At 45.8% G+C, this 25,750-nt stretch carries 30 protein-coding genes and 1 riboswitch; of the genes, 25 read left to right on the forward strand and 5 right to left on the reverse strand.

Annotated features, from left to right (window positions below):
- Window positions 1-44 precede the first annotated feature (44 nt).
- The 7 genes from MHI01_RS29950 (at window position 45) to sigF (ending at window position 5,353) form a co-directional block, all read left to right on the forward strand.
- Window positions 45-287, forward strand: coding sequence for a DUF4227 family protein (locus tag MHI01_RS29950; protein WP_017687632.1), 243 nt, complete (start codon window positions 45-47; stop codon window positions 285-287).
- A gap of 75 nt (window positions 288-362) precedes the next feature.
- The gene (locus MHI01_RS29955) at window positions 363-1,253 is read left to right on the forward strand and encodes a tyrosine recombinase (protein ID WP_036607863.1); all 891 of its coding nucleotides are present in this window, start codon (window positions 363-365) and stop codon (window positions 1,251-1,253) included.
- A gap of 129 nt (window positions 1,254-1,382) precedes the next feature.
- On the forward strand, window positions 1,383-2,207 hold the full coding sequence (locus MHI01_RS29960) for a purine-nucleoside phosphorylase (protein ID WP_340984747.1): 825 nt from the start codon (window positions 1,383-1,385) through the stop codon (window positions 2,205-2,207).
- A 304-nt stretch (window positions 2,208-2,511) separates the two neighbouring features.
- Complete coding sequence (locus MHI01_RS29965) at window positions 2,512-3,633, forward strand: D-alanyl-D-alanine carboxypeptidase family protein (protein WP_235193874.1); 1,122 nt, start codon at window positions 2,512-2,514, stop codon at window positions 3,631-3,633.
- Window positions 3,634-3,777: 144 nt separating this feature from the next.
- Window positions 3,778-4,131, forward strand: a complete 354-nt coding sequence (gene spoIIAA / locus MHI01_RS29970; protein WP_017687636.1) for an anti-sigma F factor antagonist — start codon at window positions 3,778-3,780, stop codon at window positions 4,129-4,131.
- The gene (gene spoIIAB, locus MHI01_RS29975) at window positions 4,128-4,583 is read left to right on the forward strand and encodes an anti-sigma F factor (protein WP_036672324.1); all 456 of its coding nucleotides are present in this window, start codon (window positions 4,128-4,130) and stop codon (window positions 4,581-4,583) included. The genes spoIIAA and spoIIAB overlap by 4 nt, the downstream gene beginning before the upstream one ends.
- Before the next feature lie 14 nt (window positions 4,584-4,597).
- Complete coding sequence (gene sigF, locus MHI01_RS29980; RefSeq protein ID WP_036607856.1) at window positions 4,598-5,353, forward strand: RNA polymerase sporulation sigma factor SigF; 756 nt, start codon at window positions 4,598-4,600, stop codon at window positions 5,351-5,353.
- Between the two features lie 87 nt (window positions 5,354-5,440).
- Here sigF and MHI01_RS29985 read toward each other — a convergent pair whose 3' ends face one another.
- Window positions 5,441-6,370, reverse strand: coding sequence for a DMT family transporter (locus MHI01_RS29985; RefSeq protein ID WP_340984748.1), 930 nt, complete (start codon window positions 6,368-6,370; stop codon window positions 5,441-5,443).
- A 108-nt stretch (window positions 6,371-6,478) separates the two neighbouring features.
- Between MHI01_RS29985 and MHI01_RS29990 the strand changes: the two genes are divergently transcribed.
- The 17 genes from MHI01_RS29990 to MHI01_RS30070 all read left to right on the forward strand — a co-directional run bounded on the left by MHI01_RS29990 (window position 6,479) and on the right by MHI01_RS30070 (window position 22,883).
- Window positions 6,479-7,375: a helix-turn-helix transcriptional regulator gene (locus MHI01_RS29990; RefSeq protein ID WP_340984749.1), complete on the forward strand. Its 897-nt coding sequence runs from the start codon at window positions 6,479-6,481 to the stop codon at window positions 7,373-7,375.
- Window positions 7,376-7,830: 455 nt separating this feature from the next.
- Window positions 7,831-8,487, forward strand: a complete 657-nt coding sequence (locus tag MHI01_RS29995) for a stage V sporulation protein AA (RefSeq protein ID WP_036607850.1) — start codon at window positions 7,831-7,833, stop codon at window positions 8,485-8,487.
- Window positions 8,468-8,896, forward strand: a complete 429-nt coding sequence (locus MHI01_RS30000) for a stage V sporulation protein AB (protein ID WP_026080996.1) — start codon at window positions 8,468-8,470, stop codon at window positions 8,894-8,896. Before MHI01_RS29995 ends, MHI01_RS30000 begins: the two co-directional genes overlap by 20 nt.
- Before the next feature lie 24 nt (window positions 8,897-8,920).
- Window positions 8,921-10,588: a spore germination protein gene (locus MHI01_RS30005; RefSeq protein WP_340984750.1), complete on the forward strand. Its 1,668-nt coding sequence runs from the start codon at window positions 8,921-8,923 to the stop codon at window positions 10,586-10,588.
- Window positions 10,589-10,691: 103 nt separating this feature from the next.
- Window positions 10,692-12,023: a diaminopimelate decarboxylase gene (lysA, locus tag MHI01_RS30010; protein ID WP_282320879.1), complete on the forward strand. Its 1,332-nt coding sequence runs from the start codon at window positions 10,692-10,694 to the stop codon at window positions 12,021-12,023.
- A gap of 248 nt (window positions 12,024-12,271) precedes the next feature.
- Window positions 12,272-12,703: a peptidylprolyl isomerase gene (locus tag MHI01_RS30015; RefSeq protein WP_017687646.1), complete on the forward strand. Its 432-nt coding sequence runs from the start codon at window positions 12,272-12,274 to the stop codon at window positions 12,701-12,703.
- A gap of 111 nt (window positions 12,704-12,814) precedes the next feature.
- Entirely contained in the window at window positions 12,815-14,122 is a 1,308-nt protein-coding gene (locus MHI01_RS30020) for a hypothetical protein (RefSeq protein ID WP_340984751.1), read from the forward strand.
- A 168-nt stretch (window positions 14,123-14,290) separates the two neighbouring features.
- Window positions 14,291-14,459: riboswitch (FMN riboswitch) on the forward strand.
- Between the two features lie 323 nt (window positions 14,460-14,782).
- Window positions 14,783-15,886: a bifunctional diaminohydroxyphosphoribosylaminopyrimidine deaminase/5-amino-6-(5-phosphoribosylamino)uracil reductase RibD gene (gene ribD, locus MHI01_RS30025; protein WP_036607842.1), complete on the forward strand. Its 1,104-nt coding sequence runs from the start codon at window positions 14,783-14,785 to the stop codon at window positions 15,884-15,886.
- Window positions 15,887-15,947: 61 nt separating this feature from the next.
- Entirely contained in the window at window positions 15,948-16,616 is a 669-nt protein-coding gene (gene ribE / locus MHI01_RS30030) for a riboflavin synthase (RefSeq protein ID WP_036607839.1), read from the forward strand.
- Window positions 16,617-16,648: 32 nt separating this feature from the next.
- A complete protein-coding gene (locus MHI01_RS30035) occupies window positions 16,649-17,881 on the forward strand; it encodes a bifunctional 3,4-dihydroxy-2-butanone-4-phosphate synthase/GTP cyclohydrolase II (protein ID WP_076318983.1) in 1,233 nt (410 codons plus the stop codon).
- Window positions 17,882-17,983: 102 nt separating this feature from the next.
- A complete protein-coding gene (gene ribH, locus MHI01_RS30040; protein WP_017687651.1) occupies window positions 17,984-18,451 on the forward strand; it encodes a 6,7-dimethyl-8-ribityllumazine synthase in 468 nt (155 codons plus the stop codon).
- A 104-nt stretch (window positions 18,452-18,555) separates the two neighbouring features.
- Window positions 18,556-19,356, forward strand: coding sequence for a segregation and condensation protein A (locus tag MHI01_RS30045; RefSeq protein WP_127551006.1), 801 nt, complete (start codon window positions 18,556-18,558; stop codon window positions 19,354-19,356).
- Window positions 19,325-19,981 (forward strand): SMC-Scp complex subunit ScpB, encoded by a 657-nt coding sequence (gene scpB / locus MHI01_RS30050; protein ID WP_338706474.1) that lies wholly within the window; start codon window positions 19,325-19,327, stop codon window positions 19,979-19,981. Before MHI01_RS30045 ends, scpB begins: the two co-directional genes overlap by 32 nt.
- Window positions 19,982-20,170: 189 nt before the next feature.
- Window positions 20,171-20,902, forward strand: a complete 732-nt coding sequence (locus tag MHI01_RS30055) for a DUF2953 domain-containing protein (RefSeq protein WP_339283295.1) — start codon at window positions 20,171-20,173, stop codon at window positions 20,900-20,902.
- Window positions 20,903-21,049: 147 nt separating this feature from the next.
- Window positions 21,050-21,532: a GerW family sporulation protein gene (ytfJ, locus tag MHI01_RS30060; protein WP_036607830.1), complete on the forward strand. Its 483-nt coding sequence runs from the start codon at window positions 21,050-21,052 to the stop codon at window positions 21,530-21,532.
- A 161-nt stretch (window positions 21,533-21,693) separates the two neighbouring features.
- Window positions 21,694-22,119 carry a phage holin family protein gene (locus MHI01_RS30065; protein WP_036607828.1) on the forward strand — a complete coding sequence of 142 codons (426 nt, stop codon included), beginning with the start codon at window positions 21,694-21,696 and terminating at the stop codon, window positions 22,117-22,119.
- Window positions 22,116-22,883: a peptidoglycan recognition protein family protein gene (locus MHI01_RS30070; protein ID WP_076328270.1), complete on the forward strand. Its 768-nt coding sequence runs from the start codon at window positions 22,116-22,118 to the stop codon at window positions 22,881-22,883. The genes MHI01_RS30065 and MHI01_RS30070 overlap by 4 nt, the downstream gene beginning before the upstream one ends.
- 24 nt (window positions 22,884-22,907) lie before the next feature.
- Here the strand turns inward: MHI01_RS30070 and MHI01_RS30075 are convergent, their stop codons facing one another.
- The 4 genes from MHI01_RS30075 to MHI01_RS30090 all read right to left on the reverse strand — a co-directional run bounded on the left by MHI01_RS30075 (window position 22,908) and on the right by MHI01_RS30090 (window position 24,874).
- Window positions 22,908-23,069, reverse strand: a complete 162-nt coding sequence (locus MHI01_RS30075) for a hypothetical protein (protein ID WP_282320881.1) — start codon at window positions 23,067-23,069, stop codon at window positions 22,908-22,910.
- Window positions 23,070-23,276: 207 nt separating this feature from the next.
- Complete coding sequence (locus MHI01_RS30080; RefSeq protein WP_076328272.1) at window positions 23,277-23,504, reverse strand: hypothetical protein; 228 nt, start codon at window positions 23,502-23,504, stop codon at window positions 23,277-23,279.
- Window positions 23,505-23,679: 175 nt separating this feature from the next.
- On the reverse strand, window positions 23,680-23,949 hold the full coding sequence (locus tag MHI01_RS30085; protein ID WP_036607821.1) for a hypothetical protein: 270 nt from the start codon (window positions 23,947-23,949) through the stop codon (window positions 23,680-23,682).
- A gap of 184 nt (window positions 23,950-24,133) precedes the next feature.
- Window positions 24,134-24,874, reverse strand: coding sequence for a GT-D fold domain-containing protein (locus tag MHI01_RS30090; RefSeq protein ID WP_340984752.1), 741 nt, complete (start codon window positions 24,872-24,874; stop codon window positions 24,134-24,136).
- 190 nt (window positions 24,875-25,064) lie between these two features.
- Here MHI01_RS30090 and MHI01_RS30095 point away from each other — a divergent pair, with 190 nt between their 5' ends.
- Entirely contained in the window at window positions 25,065-25,724 is a 660-nt protein-coding gene (locus tag MHI01_RS30095; RefSeq protein WP_340984753.1) for a glycosyltransferase family 2 protein, read from the forward strand.
- Window positions 25,725-25,750: the final 26 nt, after the last annotated feature.

A 25,750-nucleotide genomic window follows, 5' to 3' on the forward strand; every position in this document is an offset into this window, starting at 1 on the left:
GATTCAAGGACATTACCGGATTCGAATCAGGAGGGGACGCGCCCATGATTATATCAGTGCGGAGAGGGCTCCGTTTTATTCGATTTATTATATTTTTTGCTGCATTAGTTTATCTGTTCTATCATGTTCTGGATCTGTTTAATGGCTGGATCTCACCTGTGGATCAGTATCAGATGCCAACTGGCAATGCAATCAAAGTATTTCAGGAAACGGATTGGCCGGGTAATGGAGAAGGACGTCCTACGATGGCAGAGCGTCTCCGTTTGTTCTATTGGTACGGGGAGTAGCTTCGAACAGCCAGGGATGCAAATACGGGAGCAGTCTGCCAGAGCGGCAGATCTGTCAGTTGAGGAGCGTTGTACATGAAACAGACGATACACGCCTATGCCTTATACTTGGAAGATGATAAAGGGATGTCGAGCAGCACGCTTGAATCGTATCTCCGAGACGTGGACAAGTTCATTGAATTTGCAGATAAGGAATATGGCATACGCGAAGCCGACCAGGTCAGACGTACACATGTCGTCCTGTTTGCAGGTCAGCTCAAACAGGCAGGACGTGCCAATGCAACCATTGCCCGCAGCATCGTATCTCTGCGCTCCTACTTTCATTTTTTGATGCGACGGGGTGATATTATACAGGACCCTACGTTTGATGTGGAAGCTCCAAAGGCGGACAAGACGCCACCACAGGTGTTAAGTATCCAAGAGATCGAACAACTTTTGACAGCGCCTGATACTCGTTCACCGCAGGGTGTGAGAGATCGAGCGATGCTTGAACTGTTATATGCTACAGGCATTAGGGTCTCGGAACTGATTGCCCTTGACATTCGGGATGTACAGCCAGGGATGCGCTTTATACGATGCGGTGGGGCGGGCAAGGAACGTATCCTTCCCATTGGTGCACCAGCTGCACATTGGGCAAGTGTATATGTGGAGGAATTCCGCAACAAGTTGCTCAAAACCGATTCGGACGAGCAGGCACTATTCGTGAATGTATCTGGTAGACGTTTAACCCGGCAGGGCTTCTGGAAGCTGCTCAAAAAAGCGGCGGTGGATGCGGGAATCTCGGAAGAAATTACGCCGCATACCCTTCGTCATTCTTTTGCAGCACACCTGATTGCCAATGGGGCGGATACACGTGCGGTTCAAGACATGCTGGGTCACGTGGAGCAGCCTGGACAACAATATGGCAATCATGGTCGCAAAACCATGAAAGAAATCTATGAAACCCATCATCCGAGGGCAAGATAGATTTTGACGCATGGCATTCACAAATAAATGCGGAACATTGGGCCGATTTAGGATAAAATAAATTGAATACATCCAAACGCCGTTATACATAAGACGGATCGTTTCAACTCAAGGAGGAACATACATCGCATGAGAGCATTAAACCAACAAATGATTTCGGAAGCAGCATCTTATATTCAAAGCAAAAGCTCCATCAAGCCGGAAGTCGGTTTGATTTTGGGTTCAGGTCTTGGCGTACTGGCAGAACTGATTGAAGATGGCGTAAGTATTGCTTATCAGGATATTCCGCATTTTCCAGTGTCCACAGTAGAAGGACATGAAGGTGAACTATTGGTCGGAACCATTAAAGGTCGTCCAGTCGTGATGATGAAAGGCCGTTTCCATATGTACGAAGGATATGGTCCGGAATTGACAGCTTTCCCGGTACGGGTTATGAAAGAACTGGGTGTAAGCAGCCTGCTTGTAACCAATGCTGCAGGCGGCGTGAATACGTCGTATGAAGCTGGAGACTTGATGCTGATCTCGGATCACTTGAATCTCACAGGCAAAAATCCACTGATCGGACCAAATGACGCTGCACTGGGCGTGCGTTTCCCGGATCTGTCCGAAGCATATAGCCGCCGTTTGCGTGCGCTGGCGAAGGATACGGCTGCATCACAAGGTTTTAACGTACGTGAAGGGGTATACGCAGGTATGCTCGGTCCGAACTATGAGACACCGGCAGAAATCAGAATGCTGCGTACATTGGGCGCAGACGCAGTGGGCATGTCCACTGTATCTGAAGTGATTGTGGCACGCCACGCGGGCCTGGAAGTACTCGGTATTTCCTGTATCAGCAACATGGCTGCTGGAATTCTGGACCAGCCGCTGTCACATGATGAGGTTATGGAGACGACGGAACGTGTGCGTGAGTCGTTCCTGGCGCTGGTAGTGGCAGTTATTCCACAAATGTAAGCAAGATTTGAGTAGATAAGGTTACCTCTTTAGATGAGAAATCATAGGGGGGTAACCTTTTTTTGTTGTGTTGAACGTACGGTTACTCATTCCTTGAGTGCAGTGCGTTTTTTTTGGCTATGACCACATTTTCAATAAAAGTTCGGGAAATCATGCTTTACATGGAATAATTTACTGGAAACGGGCCGACAATGATTAGCAGTACATGCATGGAACATGCAGTAAGCAAGTCATTTGAGGAGGTAACCTTGTGAAGAAAAGAATAATGGCATCGTTCATGACCCTTTGTATCCTGCTGTCCCTTATGGCATCAACAGCATTGGCTGAAGAAACACCGAAGGCAGCGGGAGGAACTGATCTGGCCCCGTCGGCGCGCTCTGCGATCTTAATGGATGCAGACACGGGAACGGTCATTTATGAGAAAAACAGTCATGATCAGCTGCCTCCAGCGAGCATTACAAAGATTATGACCATGCTGCTTACAATCGAAGCGATCGACTCGGGTAAGCTGAAGCTGACCGACAAAGTAAGAACGAGCGAATACGCAGCTTCCATGGGCGGTTCGCAGATCTTTCTGGAGCCTGGGGAAGAAATGACGGTCGACGATATGTTAAAAGGGATCGCGATGGCTTCGGGCAATGATGCCTCGGTAGCGATGGCTGAGAAGATCGCTGGCTCGGAAGAAGCTTTTGTACAGCTGATGAATGAGCGGGCGAAGGAGCTTGGCATGAAGGATACTCATTTTGCCAACTGTAACGGCCTTCCGGTCGATAATCATTATTCTTCCGCCCATGACATTGCCGTCATGAGCCGTGAACTGCTGAAACATTCCGGGATTACGAAGTACACCGGTGCATATCAGGATTACCTTCGCAAAGATACGGAAAAGCCCTTCTGGCTGGTGAATACAAACAAGCTGGTTCGTTTTTATGAAGGGGCAGATGGTTTGAAAACAGGTTACACATCCGAAGCGAAGTTCTGTCTCTCCGCAACAGCGTCCAAGGATGGATTGCGTGTCGTTTCCGTGGTACTTGGTGAACCAAATACTAAAACACGGAACAGCGAAGTATCTTCGATGTTTGACTATGCGTTCAGTCAATATACGATGAAGGCTCTCTATAAGGCAGGGGATCTGCTGGGTAGTCTGAAGATCGAAAAAGGTGAAGTTGCCGAATTGCCTCTGAATGCCACGCAAAATTATAGTGTGCTGATGCGCAAAGGAGCCAAATCCAACGACATCCGGCATGAATTGCTGGTTGCCAAAGAATTGAAAGCTCCGATCAAAGCCGGGCAAAGTATAGGTAAACTGGTTGTTTACCAGGGCAACGACGTCATTAAGGAGTTCGACATTCAGGCTCCGCAGGATGTGAATAAGGCTGGCTGGTGGAAGCTGTTCAAGCGGACAACGTCCAATCTGTTTGACTAAACGGCGATTTCCGCGAGTTGCACACATCCTTCGAACATATTTTGTAGTTAAATAGGGGTTTTCTTCTAGTTTTGTCGGGGGGCAGGAAAAGCCTTCGGAAGCGTAGAAATCCTTGTTCTAAGACAGGGAGGAGAGTGAGCAAACGTGAACTTGCATGTGGAAATGGAACACCATCGCGGGATTCTGATTGTACGATTATCCGGGGAGCTGGATCACCATACAGCTGACATGGTACGGATGCAGATGGATGAAGCTATCCAGCGGAGACAAAGCGAGCATCTCGTACTCAGCCTGAAAGATCTGCAATTTATGGACAGTTCAGGTCTAGGTGTCATTTTGGGAAGATACAAGCTCATTAAGAATAAAGGTGGCAAGATGGTGGTCTGTGACGTCAATTCGCCAGTGTACCGTTTGCTGGAAATGTCGGGGCTGTTTAAGATTATGCCGATATACGAAAATGAGGGAACTGCTCTCTCAGGTCTGGAGGTCGTCTCATGAATGAAGGAACAGGGACAAATTTCATGAATCTGCAATTCGCGGCCAAGTCAGAGAATGAGTCGTTTGCACGGGTAACCGTTGCTGCGTTTATCTCCCAGCTTGATCCAACGATGGACGAGCTCAGTGACCTGAAAACGGTCATTTCGGAAGCCGTGACCAACAGCATCATCCACGGATACAACAACAACTCCGAGGGTGTGGTGTCCATCCAGGCGGAGATTCGGGAAGACATGATCACAATCATTGTGGAAGACCGCGGTGAAGGAATCGAAGATCTTGAACTGGCCAAGCAGCCGCTATATACGTCCAAACCCGAACTTGAGCGGTCGGGCATGGGCTTCACCATTATGGAAAACTTTATGGATGAATTCGAAGTCAGCAGTGAGCCCGGCAGAGGCACCTCCATCAAGATGAAAAAAAGGATTGAATCCAAGAAAGCATTGTATAATTAGGGGTTGGTGTTCTTATGGATGCTGAAGTGAAACCATCTTCACAGACCTATTTGGACGATGCCGAGGTCAAACGGCTGATTGCGCTCAGTCAGTCGGGTGACCATGTCTCACGGGATACGCTGGTGAACTGCAACATCAGACTCGTCTGGTCCGTCGTACAGCGTTTTATGAACAGGGGATATGATCCGGAAGATCTGTTCCAGATTGGTTGTATCGGTCTGCTCAAGTCAGTGGACAAATTCGATCTCAGTTATGACGTGAAGTTTTCAACCTACGCGGTACCGATGATCATCGGAGAAATCCAGCGATTCCTGCGGGATGACGGTACCCTTAAGGTCAGTCGTTCACTGAAAGAGATGGCGAATAAAGTCCGCAAAAAAAGGGACGAACTGTCCAAACATCTGGATCGTTTACCAACGATTAAGGAAGTTGCCGCAGAGCTGGGGGTAACCCCGGAGGAAGTCGTATTTGCCCAGGAAGCGAACAAACCACCGACCTCCATCCATGAGACGGTATTTGAGAATGACGGTGATCCCATTACGTTAATGGATCAGATTGCCGACGAGTCTCAGGAACGTTGGTTTGACAAACTGGCGCTGAACGAAGCCATCGGTGGTCTCAGCGAGCGGGAGCGGTTAATCGTTTATCTTCGGTATTACCGGGATCAGACCCAGTCCGAGGTTGCCAGCAGGTTGGGTATATCTCAGGTGCAGGTATCACGTCTGGAGAAAAAAATACTGCAATCCATCCGCGACCAGATCGCGCAGTGATTTCATGGGTTGCACCAACAGTATTGGCGTTTATACACCAATATACGACAACTAACAACCTTCTATCGCGCATTATGGCGAGGGAGGTTATTTGTTGTTAATACGGGCAGATCTCGAACGATTGGACTGCATGACCAGCATCATGCCAAGAATACATGCCATACCAATCCATTGATAGAAGCCAAAAGGTTCATGGAGCCATATGACGGTTGTTCCAACAGCGGCAAGCGGCTCTGCGCTCCCAAGCAGGCTAGTTTCCTTAGGTGTAAGACTTTTGAGACTCGCAATATAAAACCAAAAAGCAATCATGGTTCCAAAAAGGATCGTAAATATCAAATATCCGTAGGTTTCAAGCGTGATGTTAGCAAAATTCATTTTCCAGGGCGGGTGAATAAAGCTCATTCCCAAACCACCGATGATCATAGCCCAGCCGACCACAACAAGTGAATCGAACTTTTTAATCAGTTGCACGGCATACAACGTATAAAATGCTGCTGAAACCCCAGATAACAGTCCCCATATCACTGCGAGCGAGGAGACAGATAACTGCGTAAGCGAGCCATTCGTGAGCAGGAGAAAACACCCACTGAGAGCCAGAACGGCGCATGCAAGGTCATTGCGTGTGAGGACCGACTGCTTACGGAGTGCGATGTAAATCATGATCATGATAGGGGACAGGTACTGCAGGAGTGTAGCCACCGCCGAATTGCCGTGTTTAATGGATGCCATGTACGTATACTGAACGGCGAGCATGCCCACCAATCCGAAAATGATCATCTGCCCAGCCGTTTTTTTATTTCTCCATACATCAAAAATCTGAAATCGTCCATTTGTAAACGATTGAATAACCAGTAATAGTAACCCGGCAATCAACAATCGTACAGTGACATACCAATTGACCTCAATTCCATCCAGTTGAAACAGTTTTTGAGATACCGTACCCCCAATGCCCCAGCAGATGGCTCCCGTCAGAACGAGTACGATACCTGAAATTTTGGATTTTGCAGAAGTTGTCATTCTTGTTCGCCTCACCTTAAATATAAGAATAGTGTTATATTAAGGAGAAATACGATACATTTATATCAATATTACACTTAAAAATATAACTATATTGAGATGAGGGCCATGCAGAAGATCGAATTTATCATTGATCAACATTTGAAAGAAATGACGGAACACCGTACCGATACATTATCTATAGCTTGTTATGAGACAACCATTGTTCAAAATGTTCACAGACATATTCCTCTCCACTGGCATGATGAATTGCAGTTTGTTGCCGTTCTTCAGGGTACGGCGTTGTTTCATATCAACGATCAAAAGATGATTTTGTCCAAAGGTGACGGGATTTTTATCAACAGTGGAATAATGCATATGGCCGAAGATCACGGGGTGAGCGAGAACTGCATTTATTTATGTCTGAATTTGTCCCCACACGTTATTATGCCTTCGGATTTGTATATAAAGTACGTACATCCATATGTAACAGCAACTAATTTGCCTTTTCTGTATATCGAAAGAGCTAACGCTTGGGGAGAACAGATCTTGGATGCTGTTGCACGGATTAGAAAGGAGCTAGTGCACCAAGTTCCTTTTTACGAAGTGAATGTTGCTTCTGCGGTGCTTAATATGTGGAAACTGCTGATTATGAACGGATATTCTCTTGAACATGATCCATCAGAGATGAGCAGAAACAACCGAATGAAAGACATGTTGCAATGGATTAATCTCAATTATGCCGATCCAATTAAGCTTGAAGATATTGCAAAGGCTGGACAGTTAAGTCGATCGGAGACATGCCGTTATTTCAAGCAAATCCTGAAAACCACACCCATGCAATACGTGATAGAGTACCGCATCCAAAGAAGCATTGAACTATTGCAACTCTCCGAGCGTAGTATCACCCAAATTGCCTATGAGGTTGGTTTTAACAGCACGAGTTATTACATTAACCAATTCCGCAAAACAATGAATTCAACCCCTTTACGATTCAGAAGTGAATTGAACAAAAGAGAAAAATAACATAATTGTTGAGTTATTGTACATGATCAGTGAACTTATCTACTGATATCGAAGAGTCGCCCATACGGCGACTTTTTTGATATGTAAAATAATGCTCCGCACTAGTTGCGCCTCAAGTCGGGGTAAAAAGGAGAGCGTATAAAGTAACCCCAAAAAGCTCATCTTTCAATTCCCTTCCTGCCTACTCCTCCAGCATATTTATTACAAACCTTTGGAAACGGGAGGACGATGGGTAGCGGAGGGATGGAATCGGTCAAAAGGAGCGAAGCGTTCGCCTTTAGCACCGGATTTCCTCCTTGAAAAGGAGAGTTCAAGAAATCCGGGGATAACAGCGACCAATGACCGATCCATCCCGCAGCGTCCACCCACCTCACGATCTTTTTCCAACCAGACTGTAATAAATTTGCACATTCTTCAAATACTAACCTAAATTACGCAGTAAAGGAGTGCTATGGATGTCCCAGACACCCACTCCAATGGTCTATATTCGTCTGCGCAGCCGTATTCGCATCCAGAGGGGCAGAGCAGTCAAGCTTGGAGACATTGCACATGTACTGACCTCTTCAGAAGACCAAGAGGTCAGGCTACTGGAGCTTGAACTGCTACGCCCTGGACCGGAGGATGGCAATCTGATCCTCATTGATATATTGCAGATAATTCCCCGAATTCGGCACATCTTGCCGGAGGTAAGTGTGGAACTGATAGGATCAGGCCATACGTTGGTTGAAGTCATTGCGGGAAATGGTCAACCTTCCAAGTCTCTGTTCATATTGGTTTGGCTGCTGCTGTTCTTCGGATCGGCCTTAACCATTATGAATTTTCATGCCGATGTGAACATGCAGGAAGTACAAATTCGTATTGTGGAGATGCTTACTGGGCATCGGGACGAACATCCCTATCTGTTTCAAGTGGCGTATTCCATTGGCATTGGATTCGGAATGGCAGTATTTTTTAATCATTTGTTCAAGAAAAAGTGGAATGAGGAGCCTACCCCGCTTGAAGTGGAGATGTTCCTATACCAGCAAAATGTAGATAAATATGTGGTGATTGAAGAAAGCGAACGGATGCACGAGCAGGAACGCAGGGAGATGAATGCGGATGAGCGTTCTTAATGGAGCAATCAGCATTGTATTGGGTATTGCAGGGGGAATTGCCGTAGGGAGCGGCGTAATTGCGCTTATTCTGGTGCTCGATATGATTCCCAGATTGGCTCAACTTACGCAATCGTATGACAAAACTCACTGGTACGAAGGGGCGCTAATTGGTGGTTCACTGCTTGGGACAGTGGCGGACTTCTGGCACTGGAAAATGCATGGGGTGTTGCTGCTCAGCCCAATCGTTGGTTTATTCTGTGGCGTGTTCATCGGTCTGCTGGCCGCAGCGCTCACTGAGGTACTCAATGTACTGCCCGTGCTAGCCAAACGATTGGGCATGAAACCTTATTTGTTTGGATTACTGCTCGCCATGATTTTGGGTAAAATGACAGGTTCCCTGTTTGATTTTTTCATATATCAGCGGTAACTCGTGGCCATAGGAGGATGGAAGATGGATGAACAAACGGAGCACACAGGCCAGGAAAATAGTGAAGGTATAACGGAAGAGATGTTACACAAGTCTGCTTATGAGATTCAGAAGGAAGAAGAGGAGAAAGCATACAATAAGAAAAAACAAAATGAGATGTCCGACAGCGTTGAGGAATCCGTACAATATTGGCAGGAAAACGATGATATCTCCCCTCGGATGAGTGAAAATAGATATACATTACAACAGGTACTGGGGCTCGGAGAATCGTTCGACGTAAATATGAGGGAAATGGTCCTGGGTGGGAAGCATGTTGGATTGCTGATGATCACTGGCTTCGCCAAGGATGAGATTTTGCTTGAAGTGTTGAAAAGACTAACCTATCTCACGCCGGATGACGTGTCCGGACATGCTCTCAAATCTTATTTTGAATGTTACATTCCCCATATTCAGGTGGAGAAAGTCGAGAAGATGAGTGCGGTCATCAACAAGGTTCTTACCGGTATGAGCGCAATGTTCGTTGAAGGAGACCGCTCGGTCTTAATTATGGATACCCGGAGTTATCCAGTACGTTCACCCGAAGAACCTTCCTTGGAAAGGGTAGTCCGAGGTTCCAGAGACGGCTTTACCGAAACACTCCTGACTAACGTGACCCTGGTGCGTCGCAGAATACGCGACCCGGGACTGAAGTTTGAGATTATGCAGGTAGGGCGGAGAACACAAACCGATGTCTGCGTGGTGTATATTGATGATATTGTGGATAAAGTGCAGGTCGATTCAGTTCGTGAAAAAATTCAGCGAGTAGATATCGATGGTATTCCCGCAGCCGATAAACAGCTGGAGGAAGCGATTATCAACAAGGGTTGGAATCCGTTCCCACTCGTTCGTTATTCGGAACGACCAGATGTTACAGCTTCTCATTTGCTGGAAGGACGAGTCGTGATTTTCGTAGACACTTCCCCCAGTGTGATGATTCTACCAACGACCTTTTTCGACCTATGTGAGCATGCGGAGGAGAACAGACAGACGGCCTTGATGGGAACATATTTACGATGGGTGCGTTTTGCAGGGATTCTCATCTCGTTGTTTTTGCTACCATTATGGCTTCTCATGGTTATTGACCCTTCGATTAAACCGATGGGACTTGACTTCATTGGTCCACAGGAAAATGTAAAGCTACCGCTGATTCTACAGTTTCTACTGATCGAACTGGGCGTCGATTTATTACGTATGGCAGCGGTCCATACGCCTACACCTCTGGCATCGGCTATGGGCTTAATCGCGGCCATTCTAGTCGGGGATATCGCGGTGAAAACAGGATACTTTGTCAATGAGGTTGTGCTCTATATGGCCATCGCAGCCATCGGTATGTTTGCCACGCCAAGTTACGAATTGGGTCTCGCCAATAGGCTGGTCAGGCTGGTTCTGCTAGTCGCTGTTGCGATATTCAAGGTTCCGGGGTTGGTCGTGGGCTGTACATTACTCATATTGGCGCTCACCGTTCACCGGTCGTACAATTCTTCGTATCTCTGGCCTTTTATACCGTTTAATGCAAAGGCCTTGGGCAACTTTTTATTCCGGCTTCCGCTGCTGGAAAATAAAAAACGTCCATCATTCAATAAAACCCGTGACAACACCAAAATGTCCGATGATCCGGACGGGGAACTGCAAAAAAGTAAAAAACACAAATGATCTTCCAAAAAATCCATTCATCTCGCTGCCTAATTTGATATACTGGTGTAAAATCATTGGAATATCAATTGTTCCAGTATATAAAAAGTGAGGAATGCAGATTATGTATTTACATGGTACAAGTAAAATAAATGCGCAAGGGCATCTGGAGATTGGCGGAGTTGATGCAACAGTTCTGAAAGAACAGTTTGGAACTCCCCTGTACGTTGTGGACGAGCAATTGGTTCGTGAGCGTTGCAGAGAGTACATGGAAGCATTCCGTGCTTCCGGACTGGGCTTCCAGGTTGCTTACGCAAGTAAAGCATTCTGTGTAATGGCGATGTGTGCCCTTGCAGCTGAAGAAGGACTTTCCTTGGATGTTGTATCTGACGGTGAACTGTTTACTGCACTGCAAGCAGGATTCCCGGCTGAGCGCATTCACTTCCACGGTAACAACAAAACGCTGGAAGAGATCGAAATGGCTCTTGATGCAGAGATTGGATGCTTTGTTGTTGATAACTTCAATGAATTGCATCTGTTGCAGGCTGTAGCAGCGGACAAAAATCGTAAAGTAAACATTTTGCTTCGTGTGACGCCTGGTGTTGAGGCACATACGCATGAATATATTTCTACAGGTCAGACGGATTCGAAATTTGGATTCGATATCGGTAATGGTACAGCATTTGAAGCGATTGACTTGGCTTCCAAGCAGTCTAATCTGGTATTGCTCGGTGTGCATTCCCACATCGGTTCCCAGATCTTCGAAGTTGAAGGCTTCCAGATGGCGGTTCAACGTGTTGCCGAATTTGCAGCAAGTGTATATGAGCGTCTTAATGTTGCTTTCAAAGTGGTTAACCTTGGTGGTGGATTCGGAATCCGTTATATCGATGGAGATACGCCACTTGAAGTTGCACAATACGTGAAGGCTATTACAGACGCCGTTAAAAATCATTTTGCTCAAATCGGCTATGCCGTACCTGAGATCTGGGTTGAGCCAGGCCGCAGCATCGTGGGTGAAGCGGGAACAACGCTGTATACCGTTGGAACAAGCAAAGACATTCCAGGTGTGCGTAAATACGTTGCCGTTGATGGTGGTATGACCGATAACCCACGTCCTGCTTTGTATGAATCCAAGTATGAAGCTGTGCTTGCCAATCGTGCGAATGAGGCTGCTCAGGAAACAGTATCTGTTGCGGGTAAATGTTGCGAGAGTGGCGATATGTTGATCTGGGATCTGGACCTGCCAAAAGTGGAAAGTGGCGACCTACTCGCTGTAGCTTGCACAGGTGCGTATAACTACTCCATGGCGAGCAACTACAACCGGATTCGTCGTCCAGCCGTTGTCTTTGTCAAAGACGGTCAAGGGGATGTCGTGGTACGCCGTGAGACGTATCAAGATATCATCCAGAATGACCTGGTACCTGCGCGCATTGGAAAACAGCCAGTTACTCGCTAATTCGTCAAAAGATAATGCGTTTCTGCATTATTCAAGATATAGCGCTCTTAAAGTTAAAGCAGATGAAAAAGGAACTTCCTTTTTTGTCTGCTTTTTGAGTATTTGAGCTAAATCATGAAAAAAGTTGCCGTTTTTTTTGCGATCCAGACATTTTCGGTGTACACTAAGAAAAGTGCTGTAATGCTTGGCCCAGGGTCATGCGTTCTGGCACCATTAACGATGGTCAATACGAAAGGAGTCATTTACATATGGCGAAACAAGCGAAAATTAAATTGGCAAACGGCGGAGAAGTTCTGATCGATCTGTTCGATCAAGAAGCTCCAAACACAGTAGCAAACTTTGAGAAACTGGCTAATTCCGGTTTCTACAATGGTCTTACATTCCACCGCGTTATCCCGGGCTTTGTAGCTCAAGGCGGATGCCCTAACGGTAGCGGTGCAGGTGGCCCAGGTTACACAATCAACTGTGAAATTAACCCGAACAAACATGAGCGCGGAACACTTGCTATGGCACATGCTGGCCGTAACACAGGTGGAAGCCAGTTCTATATCTGCTACCAACCGCAACCACATTTGGATGGACAACATACTGTATTTGGTAAAGTAACTAAAGGTATGGAGTTCGTGGACGCTTTAGAAGGTAAAGACAAAATGGAAACTGTTGAAGTTGTAGAAGCTTAATACCTTCACCTTAACTGGATCCAAACATGAAGTGCTTCTCTTATAGAAGCACTTTTTTTATTTTTACATACTTCAAATCGATAATTAGAAAGGATGAATAAAACCTTGGATATGGTTACTCAGCTAAGCTTGTTAAAACAAATTTATAGTGAGCGCACGTTGTGGGATGAAGAATTGCAGGCATCGCGCCATGTCGTTCCGGATAGTCTATCCGTAAAGGATCGAGAAGCGCTTGAGACAGCCGGGCATGAACCGAATCGCTTTGTACGTCCGCAACATGATGAAACGATTACTGAGCTGAAAAAAGTTGCGAATCAATGGACGATCAATGATGCAGCGCAGGCCTTTGTATCCTCTTTGTGGTCAGCACCCATGATCTGGCGCTCGTTGCTTACGGGCAAGCTTATTGCGAGCAGTATGCCAAGTCATGAACATACGCCATATCCATCTTCGAACACTTGTAAGATCTGCGGATTAAGTGTAGATCAAGCAACCGACACAACGCTGCAATGGTATTGGCGGATGACCAATGGAACCCCGTTGGACGGTGATCCTTTTGGATGCGTGTTGGCACTTCGAGAGCTGGCTACCGCACAGGAGCTTCCAATACCCAATGAGTACGACCGCTGGACATTCCGTGCGGTGTTAACGGTGCTGCGCGAATTACCTCCCAAAACACGTTACAGCAAGGCAGCAGTAGCGCTCAAGAAGGAACGTCTTTTGCCTACACAGAAGGAATATGCTTACCGTGATTTGCTTGAGACGTTAGCTCTGATTGGCATATTGGATACGCCGGAACATCCCGGAATGATCACGGAATTCACCTCTTATATGCAGCGTGACGCACGCCCCAATGTGCGGGTGGAAGTGCAGGCCCCTCTGGCGTGGTGGGACTCATCTGTCGGAATTAATGAGAACAACCTGAACAAGATATTTCATGATTATGATCTGAATAATATATCTCTTGCGGATAAGCCTGATGAGAGTCCAGCTCTAAAGGACACGATCTTAGGGGCATTGGAGAAGAAGAGAAGTGTTCGTGGAAAAGTACCAAAGGCATCTCCTGATGCAGGTACCGGGGAGGTACAGTCTGGCGATGTGTATGCTGTTCGGGTCCGAGAAGGTGTATGGGTGACTGTATATTGTCATGAAGTCAGAGACAAGCGCGTCATCGTTGAATATCTGGATGGTGTCTTTCCAGAGATGCCGGGTAAAGCAGATTTGCATGGGACGTTTCGACCGAGAGCGAATGGACGCTGGAAATGCTCGGCTATTGCGATCGATTCCACAAGTTGGGTCAGAAGGGTGGCAAGAGAGTTCCCGCTTCCGACTTCGCCCCTGCAAGAACCTGATCGCACTCCATTCCATAATGCCAAAGAATTAAAGCATATGGCGAGCTGGTGTTTTCCTGATATGTAGAATGATACGATGGATGTGAAATGTGTCTCCAAACAAAAACCGTGCCTCCTTGAGAGGAAGCGGTTTTTTGTTGTTTCTTAGCTTATTAAAAGTTAGTATGTGACAAAAAGGAACAAAAAACAATTGATTTTTTGGCATTAAAGTGCTAACATCCAAGTAATAACGAAAGCAATCCTTCAGGGCAGGGTGCAATTCCCTACCGGCGGTGATGCAGGAAGTGTAAGGACCTATGTGTCCAGCACTTGATGCAAAGTCCGTGACCTGTCTGCCATTGGCAGATGGCTGATCTGGTGTAATTCCAGAACCGACAGTATAGTCTGGATGGGAGAAGGAGAGGTGCAGACCTAACAGGTTTGCATTCAGCAGGAGTATTGCTGCACAGTCACGATTTGTGATGTCTTGCACTGTGCAGGGAAGATCCGGTTACGCCGGACAGTTCCATACATATGCCGCACTATAAAAGCTCTTTACCTGTAATTGATGTTCATTAAGGTATGTGTCTATTTTCACTTGCCCGAAATGAAGTTTTGGGCAAAGTGTTGGCGTGCTGTATCCATTTCACTCCTGCTGGTGACATTTGTCTCTCATCATCCCCATCGAACTGATTGTTCGACGGGGATTTTTTAATAAACAAGACTTTAAACCGCGGGGTGAACGGATTTGGAAATGATCAATGATGAATTTTATATGGCACTGGCATTGGATATGGCGGAACGAGCACAGGGACAGACGGGGATTAATCCGGTTGTTGGATGTGTAGTAGTGAAAGAAGGCCGTATTGTAGGCCTGGGAAGCCATCTGAAACGTGGGACCGGTCATGCAGAGGTGCATGCACTTAACATGGCAGGCAGTGATGCAGAAGGAAGTACGGTATACGTTACACTTGAGCCTTGTAGTCATTATGGCAAGACGCCACCTTGTAGTGAACGCCTGATTCATGAAAAGGTGAAACGTGTTGTGGTATGTTGTGAAGATCCAAATCCGCAAGTATCCGGCAGGGGCATAAGCATGCTTCGTCAACAAGGCATTGAAGTTGAAGTTGGCGTACTGCGTGAGCGAGGAAGACGCATGAATGAAAAATTCATTAAGTTTATTACAACGGGTCTACCTTTTGTGACGTTGAAGACAGCTACAACTTTGGATGGGAAAATTGCTACTCGCAGCGGAGACAGCAAGTGGATCTCCAACGAGCCTGCTCGTGAGATTGTGCATGCCCTTCGTCATCGTCACCAGGGAATTATGGTTGGCGTCGACACGGTAATCGCCGATAATCCGGAACTAACAACCCGTTTGCAAGTCGAAGGCATTAGTCCAGTGCGCATTGTAGTGGATTCCAAGTTACGGCTTCCCGTAGGTGCCAAAATGGTTAAGGATGGTCTTGCTCCAACATGGGTGCTGACAACAGACGAAGCCAGTCCTGAAGCTGCTGAACGTTTGGAAGCCTATGGCGTCGAAATTATACGCTGTGGTCCTGGACCACGTGTGGATCTGTTAAACGGACTTAGCAAGTTGGGTGAGCGTGACATTGGTTCAATTTTGCTTGAAGGTGGAGGTACCTTGAATGGAGCTATGCTGGAGGCACGGTTGGTTGATCGACTGCTCATGTTTATCGCTCCGAAGATTGTAGGCGGTTATGATACACCTGGAAGCTTCCGCTTCGAGGGTGTGGAACGTATGAATCAGGCAATTCAATTGAATCAGTTGGAGATTGAACAAGTTGGAGATAATATCAGCATTGGCGGTATTCCGGTGTGGCCTGAATAAATAAATGGATTTGAAAGTAGAAAGTTAGGTTCTTTATAACTTGAAAAAGGGAGGCGGCAGCATGTTTACCGGTTTGGTGGAAGAAGTCGGTCAGATCCGGCGTATTGGTCGGAAAGGCGAAGCGATGGTCCTGAATATCGGAGCTTCCGCCATCATGGACGATCTGAAGATTGGTGATAGTGTAGCAGTGAACGGCGTGTGCTTAACTGCGACAACGCTCGAAGGTGGAGGTTTTACCGCCGATGTAATGCCTGAAACCTATCGCCATACCAATCTCAGTCAGCTGCAATCTGGCAGTAAAGTTAATCTGGAGCGGGCCATGCAATCAGGCGGTCGTTTTGGCGGACATATCGTTCAGGGTCATGTCGATGGTACTGGAGTGATTGGCAGTATAACACGTGATCAGAATGCAATTGTGTTTGAGATCAAGCCTGATGATCACCAGTTGTTCAAATATCTGATCCCCAAAGGATCGGTTACACTGGATGGCATTAGCTTGACCGTTGTCCATACATCGGATACCGCATTCACGGTTTCCATTATCCCGCATACCATTGGTGAAACTGTACTAAATGTGAAAAAGACAGGGGATACCATTAATATCGAATGCGATATTTTGGGCAAATATGTGGATCATCTGCTCCAGTATGGGAGAGGACATCGGGAGACGGGTGCTGGCAAGCCGCGCAGTATCAGTGAAGATTTTCTCTCCAATCACGGATTTGCATAAATAGAGAACAGAAATTAACTGGAGGTGGACCAATGTCAGAACAATCCATTCTGGACACAATAGAAGAAGCCATATATGATCTCATGCGTGGTAAACCCGTCATTGTTGTGGATGATGAAGATCGGGAGAATGAAGGCGATTTTATCGCTTTGGCCGAAAAGGCGACGCCTGAAGTCATTAATTTCATGATTACTGAAGGTAGAGGTCTGGTCTGTGTTCCGATTACACAACAACGTGCGGACGAACTTAACCTGAAACCGATGGTTCAACAAAATACGGATTTCCATGGAACAGCCTTCACCGTCTCTGTGGATCACAAAGATACAACAACAGGTATCTCGGCACATGAACGCTCTATTACCGTGAAAGGTCTAATCGATCCTGAGGCAAAAGCCGGGGACTTCCGTAAGCCTGGTCACATGTTCCCGCTGATTGCAAAAGACGGCGGTGTACTTCGTCGTGCCGGACATACGGAAGCGGCTGTAGATCTCGCTATCATGTGTGGTTCCTACCCTGCTGGCGTTATTTGTGAAGTGATTAAGGAAGATGGCACGATGGCCAGACTTCCGGATCTGCAGGAGATTGCCCGCAAGCATGATCTGAAGCTGATCAGTATTCAGGACATGATTCGTTACCGTAACGAAAAAGAGCAGCTGGTTCAACGTGAAGTGGCTGTGCGTATGCCGACGGACTTTGGTGAGTTTCAAGCGGTGGCTTATACAAATGCTGTGGACAATAAGGAACATGTGGCTCTGGTCAAAGGAGAAATTGATGGTTCGAAACCTGTGCTTGTACGTGTGCACTCTGAATGTTTGACAGGTGATGTATTCCATTCGCATCGTTGTGACTGTGGTCCGCAGTTTGATGCAGCACTCAAACAGATTCACGAGGAAGGCAATGGTGTACTGCTTTATATGAGACAAGAGGGTCGGGGTATTGGCCTGATCAACAAACTCAAAGCCTATAAGCTGCAAGAGGAAGGTATGGATACTGTTGATGCAAACCTGAGTTTGGGTTTTGCTGCTGACTTGCGTGATTACGGAATTGGCGCTCAAATTCTGAAAGACCTTGGGGTTCGTCAGATCAGACTGCTAACTAACAACCCTCGTAAAATTAAAGGCCTTGAAGGATATGGACTTGAAGTCGTAGAGCGTGTCGCGATCCAGATGGAGGAGAACGAGGACAATACGGTGTATCTTCATACCAAGCAAGCCAAGCTGGGGCATATGCTCAAGTTTGATGATATCGAGCAGAACGAACAGTAAATATATTTTAGATGAATAACGTTCACCATGTAATTTATGGAAGAGATTACTTAGGGATTTCCGTTACTTACATTACATTATACCGTTAGGGAGATGACTTGAATGCCACAATTTTTTGAAGGACATTTAGTATCAGAAGGATCCAGATATGGAGTTGTCGTTGGACGTTTTAACGAATTCATTACCAGTAAATTGCTTAGCGCAGCACTCGATGCATTCAAACGCCACGGCGTGCAGGATGATGAAGTGGATGTAGCCTGGGTTCCAGGTGCGTTCGAAATCCCTTTGATTGCGCAGAAAATGGCGGAGAGCGGCAAGTATGATGCGGTGATTACCCTGGGAACCGTTATTCGTGGATCAACTACGCATTACGATTATGTGTGCAACGAGATGGCTAAAGGGGTAGCAGCAATTAACCTGAAAACTGGCGTGCCTACGATCTTTGGACTGGTTACAACAGAAAATATTGAACAAGCGATTGAACGTGCCGGAACCAAGGCGGGTAACAAAGGTTGGGATGCAGCTACGGCGGCAATTGAGATGGCAAACTTGACGAAACAGCTAAAATAGTGCTTATTTAATAGTAGTGCCCTGCTTTGCGCAGACGAACACGGGAAACCGGATTCGGACGGCTTAGCAGGGTTTTGTATTTTTCTGGCGGGAGGATTCGTCTAGTGACGGTAGTTACATACAAACTGGAGACTTTTGAAGGGCCTTTGGATCTGCTGCTTCATCTGATTGATAAGGCTGAAATTCATATCCAGGATATTCCCATCAGCGATATTACCGATCAATACATGGCGTATCTGCATTCGATGCAGGAACTGGAACTGGATATTACGAGTGAATTTCTGGTCATGGCAGCAACATTGCTGGCGATCAAGAGCAAACTTTTATTGCCCAAACCACCGGTCATTGAGGACTTCGAGGATTATGATTTTATGGAAGAAGAAGATTATGATCCACGTGCAGAGCTGATTGCACGTCTGATAGAATATCGCAAGTACAAGGGAATTGCGCGTCATCTTCATGAACGGGAGTGGGAACGCAGCCTTATATTTTCCAAAGAGCCCGAGGATCTGCGCCCCTATATGCCCGTAGAAGCCCAATCGAATCCGGTTGAGGGTTTACACACCTCTGACCTGATTGCAGCCTTTCAGAAGGCGCTACGCAAGGCTGAGAAGCGCACAACTGTAACTCGAATCAAACGGGATGAGATTTCGGTTAAAGACCGGATACGGGATGTCATCGGCGCTTTGGAAAGTATGGGGCCGGGAGGCAGACTGTTATTCTCCAAGTTGATGGATGAGCATATCTATCGCCATGAGATTGTTGTCACTTTTCTGGCGGTGCTGGAACTGATGAAGATGAAGCAGATTGTCTGTTATCAGGAACGGATGTTTGAGGATATTGTTATGGAGTGGAGAGGGGAAACAAAGAATCATGGATTTTCCGAAATTGAAATCGATTATTGAAGGCCTACTGTTTTTGTCCGGAGAAGAAGGTCTGAGTATCAAACAAATCGCCGAGATCGTCGACCAGCGAGTGGAACTTGTAACGGACGCGATTGAGGAGATGATTCATGAATTTTCACAGCAGGGACGAGGTGTACAGATTCTCAAGATCGCGGGTGTAGTTCAGTTGGGCACCTTGCCTGACCACGCTGTATATTTCGAGAAACTGGCATACTCTCCCGCGCGTACGTCCTTATCCCAAGCGGCTCTGGAGACGCTGGCTATTGTAGCGTACCGGCAGCCCATTACACGGGTAGAGATTGAGGAAATCCGCGGTGTAAAATCGGAGCGGGCCATCCATACGCTTGTGAATAAGGATCTAATTATTGAAGTGGGACGAGCCGAGGCGATCGGACGACCAATTCTGTACGGAACGACCAAGTCATTCCTGGATTATTTCGGATTGGCAACAATTAAAGACCTTCCGGAACCAGGCTTGTTCGAAGATTCCGAAAACCTGGAGGAAGAGACACAACTATTATTCAACAAACTGGATTTGCAACAACTGGAACCGGAAAGTGCTGATCCGGCGGATGACCTAAGTCATATCGACAACGAAGACGATAATACGGATTCATCATTCTAATTTGCAAATTCATACTAACCGACACCCATCAGTGGAGTCGGTTTTTTTGTGCATTGTTCTTAGATAAATGGTGTGTAAAACATTTTCCAAACAAATATGAAATGGGATTTTTAGGTCAGACGTGAATTTTTTCCTATTCAGAGTGCCATACTAGACGAGAAAAGAATTGAGGGCTTGGAGGTAAGGCCTGTGTGGATTTGGCTTGGAGGAATCGGTTTGTTGTTCGCATTGCTGATTGCCGCAGTCCTCATCTCAAATGTTCATGTACATTTTACATTCAGTAAACATAAAAGTGATGATTACGCCAATATTAATGTTCGTCTTCTCTATGGAATTGTGCGGATTAACTATGAGATCCCGAGTATTGTTTTTCGCAATATGAAGGAAGGTTTTCTGGTCAAGACCGAACAATCCATGAATCATTCGAGAGGCGAGGCCCAGGGAAGCGAGCGGGTCAACAAACGCAAAGTCAAAAAGTGGGCTAAAGATGTAAAAATTATGCTTAGGGCAACGGACGCGCTCAAGCTGTGGCTGAAGCAAACACTTACACGCGTACATATGACCCAACTGTCCTGGGCTACCCACATCGGCGTTGGTGATGCAGCATATACAGCGGTGCTGACGGGCTGGGTGTGGAGTGTCAAGTCCATTATTATTGGTTTTCTCACCTATCAGATCCGCTTTGATGAGACACCTGTGCTTCAGGTTATGCCGGTATGGTCTGATGAAATGGAATTTAGAACGGAGCTCGATTTCAGAGTGAAAATTCGGATTACAGCCGTCCTAATCGCTGGAGTTACACTACTCACCCGTGTGCTTCAAGTCGAAGGCGGATGGCGGATGTGGTTCAAGCTTCTTCAGGAACAGCGCCGCAGGCATAAGGAGAAGCAAAAGAAGAAACTTAGTGGGACAACAGTATAAAAACCCATCATAGTCGGTCTGTTTTTGGGAATGTAAGGTTGGGATTTGGTGAGTGTATTTAAAATGCTTATTACATAAGTCCCTTCAAGTTTGGGGATGATATGGTTAGATCAAACCTAGCTTACATTGAAACTGGAGGGAATTTAAATGTCAGATCATCCAATTCAAGGCTTAATGGAAACCGCAATGGAAAATATCAAGGCCATGGTGGATGTCAATACAATTGTTGGCGATGCAGTCGAAACACCAGATGGTACCGTGATTCTGCCAATCAGTAAGGTGGGATTCGGATTTGCTGCCGGTGGTAGTGATTTTCACGTTAATGGAGAAAGTAGTGGCAAAAGTGGTGCTACGGGTACCTCTGCTGAACATGCGAGTTCAGCTAAAGTAGCTTCTCCATTTGGTGGCGGTAGTGGCGGCGGTGTATCCATACGTCCTATTGCGTTCCTGGTGGTAGGTAAACAGGGGGTACACATTGTACCACTCGATAACTCCACACATCTGTTTGAGAAACTCATTGACTCCACCCCTTATGTTTTGGACCGAATTCAAGGCATGTTCCAACGGAATACAACACCAACGAATACAACAGGTGTACCAGTTACACCAGATCCTTCAACCTATAGCTGAATCATTTCGTCATGATCCCTCCCGCATCCAAGCGTGAGGGATTTTTGCTGTTTGTATAGCAGATGGTGAGTGTTTTTTCGGAGGTTTCCGTATTTCATGAGACTTATGTCTATGATCCGCCTAACCTAGACATGAAATAGGTTATTAAAGGGGGAACGTTAATGCACAGAGATACCGTGTTTATGGTTTTGTTTGGCTGGCTGCTATCGGCAGTCGTGTATTTGGTAGGAGGAATTGATCACCTGTTTATTGCCGTGACCATCTTTGTGGGGCTGGATTACATCACAGGGGTGCTGTCTGCATGGTATAGGAAGGAGTTATCCAGCAGGGTTGGATGGTGGGGGCTTGCTCGTAAGTCATTGACATTTGTTTTTGTCATTATTGCACATCAACTGGATATGGTTGCAGGCAATTCCAATGATTTTATGCGAGATGCAATGTTAATGTTCATCATTGGTACAGAAGGAATCAGTATATTGGAGAACATGGGAAAACTGGGCCTGCCTGTACCGAAGTTTATCACTTCAGCACTCTTTAAGCTTCGAGGGAATGAAGATCAAGTTGAAGATAAGGAGAAGATGTCATGATACAGATCACCAAGGATTACATACCTGTGAATAAATACAGTCGGGCCGGACTTAAATTAAAAGCGAAACGTGGAATTGTAATGCATTATACGGCTTCTCCCGGAGCGCCCGCGAAGAACATTAGCAAATACTTTGCAAGTCTGGCACAGCAGGATTCCAATAAAGCAGTGAAAGGTCGTTATGCAAGCGCACACTTCTCGGTAGATCGCACTTCGATATATAACAGTCTCCCGGATGATGAACTAGCCTATCACTGTGGGAGTGCAACATACACGAAGGAAGCGCTAGCCAAACTTGGGACATATCCGAACAATAGTACAGTGGGCATTGAGATGTGCATTGAAAAGGATGGCAGTATCCATGAAGATACATTTAACAACGTTGTAGACCTCGCGGTATACCTAATCAGGGAACGGGGCTTTCCACCCGTCTTCTTCACACATAAAGAAGTGGTTGGATGGAAGGAATGCCCGCTGCCATGGATTAAACAACCAGGTGAATATGAAAGATTTAAGCAAGCAGTACATATAAAATTAAACCCACTGCAAGAAATAGCAGTCACGGAGGATGATGATATGAATACCGTTCTTAATTACGCACAATGGGCCTGGAATGAACTTGATCAGTACATTGGAGATGCCTACAACGACAAGGTGATTGAAGATTGGGCATGGGTAGAGAAGGTACGCAAGAAGAAGTTAACCTATGGAGAGTTGCTGTTACTGAAGGTTTTAATTGATGAGCGCAGACGTAAAAAGTCCTGACCCAAAGTACATCTCAGATAGAGGTTATGCCTGTCTGCTGGTTAACCAGGAGTTAAAGTGTGCTGGATCTTTCAAAAAATAAAAATGTTGTATAATCACGATATGGTCAGGATACTCAAGTTCATATTGGGTCTGAATCGAGGATTCATCGACGACTCCAATAACAGCGAGTTGCTTTGTTTCCATCACATGTGTTGGTGTGGGTGAACTCATACAACCATCCTTTCGTTTATTAAGTCAGAGTCAACAGGGGCGATGGAGATGTCCATAGTCCCTAGATGACCTATACGAGGCAGGATGGGGAAGGTTAAGCTGATCCGGTTCAAAAAGGGTTCAAATTCAAAAAAAACCAGAACCCCACGTCGAATGTGATGTGGGGTTCTGGTTATGTAACTACTCTTTTGAGAACGTGTCCAGGGCCTCATCTGTAAGATGGAGTTCTGCGAAAGCCCTGCATATCTTTTGGAAAGATCTAATCGTATTTGTCTCGTACAACATCTCAATGGGATCAAAACCTAACATGACAAGCGAATCCACAAGTTCTGTCTGATCTACTTCTGTATGGTGGAGTGCTTCAAGCATGGTTTCAATAACAGTTAAAAATAAAATGGCTTTATTCACTGTCTCGATTGGTGTCCCCTCCTTCGTAATACTACTAGAATAAGCAGAGGAGGACAGAAAATAACGAGAAATTCCAATTTCTCAGTGATGAATCTATTCAATCTAAAAGTGTGGAGAGAATAACTGGTTGTTGTAAATTAAAATCTGATGATAAGCTCTCCTTTTGTATGTAAGATTAAGCTTTTTCGTTTACTTCGTGGAGAATGGAATCAATTAATTCATCATCAATCAGAGTGCTTGCTTTTTCGAGCGCCAATAGAATACCTTGCGGTTGTTCAAAAAAGACTGTAGAGAGAATAGGGGCAACCTCATCTAAATTAATCTTCTCAGCTTTGACCATACTGATCAAGGCAACAACGATCTCATGTCCCTCTACGTTACCTTCCATAAATCTTGTTCGTAAATGAGTTGCTACAATTTCGGTCTTTGACTGCGAGTACGCCATTACATTTCCCTCCAACGGTTTGAATATCTTAGCAGAGCTCCTCTTCATGCAAGTTTAAACCAGGTTAGATTAGGAGTTATCTTAACAATAATAAGGCAGATAGTTTAAATTATCAACAGCTACTAAGTCAATAAAATCGGATTTGGAATCATAGTTTTATCCAGCAAAAAAGACCCGGAGAGGGTCATTTTTTGGGTCTGCCTTCCCAATAATCAGGAAATCCGTTGTAATCCCATGCGTTCAGATTTTCGCTGTCGGCTTGAATGGCAACATCTGCTCCGGAACCAAAGTCAACACCTACGGTTTGCAGTTCTTTGGCCTTAATAACCAGTACCTTGCCGGGTGCACCTGCACACACCAGAGCAAGCTTCCACGGTGTCTGTTGGTAGATATGTTCCATTTGTTTGGATGCTGTGCTCACATGAGACCACGAGGGGCAGTCCACCGTTCCCACGATGCTTGTCCACCCGTATCTCCGCTCCAGAACTTCTCGATATTGCTCGGCCTTGGCTCCGCAGATCAGAATAGGCATGGTCTTGAATGTTTCATAGAATAACTTGAATCGGGCGATGTAATTATTCTCAAAAGCATAGAAGGTCTCTCTGGGCTCAACTTTGTAATATGCAAGGCACATATCGAATAACGGCTTGAAATACCAGTGATCTGTCTGGGTCAGATGTCCGACGTAATCCGCTTTTCGCAGGCAGTGTACGATAATTTCCCTCGCACTTGAATTGGGTAAGGTTATCCCGCAATAGGTAGGGTCGTTCAACCAGCCGTAATGAGACTTAATGAAATCCATAGTCAGAACGGTATCGTGGGCCAGAATGGTGTTGGAAGCATCCCCAAATCGAACAGAAGCATGGGCTTCTCCATCAGAGGCCATTTGGAACCAGTTGTGGATTAATTCTACACTCCCCAGCATGCTTGTCACCTTCTTTCCATGTGTGAATAATGGTTTTTTTGGTATACATATTCATCAACTCCTTCTGTACTAGAATAGGAAAAATGCTTCGTTCTCTCTCTTCTTTTGAGGAATCACTCCTTTTTAGTTCAATGTGCGAAGGTTATTGAGCAACAGTCTAGACTATGTAAAAAGGGAGAGGGGCTGGACTGTGAAAAACGTATTTATAGGTAGTCCTGTACGTAACCGGGCTTGGATTATGGAACGGCACTTGCAATCACTTGAGCAACAAGCAGTGCAGAAGCATTATATGTACATCCTGAATGATAGTGAAGATCAGACGGAGCATATCCTTGATTGTCATCAGATTCCTTATCTGACTCATAATCTGGGGAGAACATATGGTCATATACGTGGACAATATTCCTATCACCACCTGGCGTTGTTGAGGAATATGCTTCTGGATGAGTTTCTGAAATCGGACTGTGATTATCTGTTCTCAATTGATACGGATATCATCATTCCTGAGGGTAGCCTACGGCAGTTAATGGATAATGACAAAGATATATGCGCAATGCTTATACGGAATCACTCAAAATTGAAGGCTCATAATGCCATGAGTGGCGGAAAACATATACCTGAATTCAAAGCGGGTTTGTTCCCGGTAGAACTGACAGGTGCCGTATATTTGATTAAGCGTGAAGTGATCGAAGCAGGGGTTCGATATGGTTCCCATCCAACAGGTGAAGATGCACCATTTTGTGAGCAAGCTAGAAGATTGGGGTTTGAACTGTTTGTAGATACTCGGTTGCGTCCCGTTCATGCCTATGCGGAAGGGGTGGAGTTGATTGCTCAATTGGCTGCTTCGTAGAAAACAACGAGAAAATCCGGTTTTTG

Origin of the sequence: Paenibacillus sp. FSL M7-0656, from assembly GCF_038003225.1 — a bacterium.
Classification (GTDB): domain Bacteria; phylum Bacillota; class Bacilli; order Paenibacillales; family Paenibacillaceae; genus Paenibacillus; species Paenibacillus amylolyticus.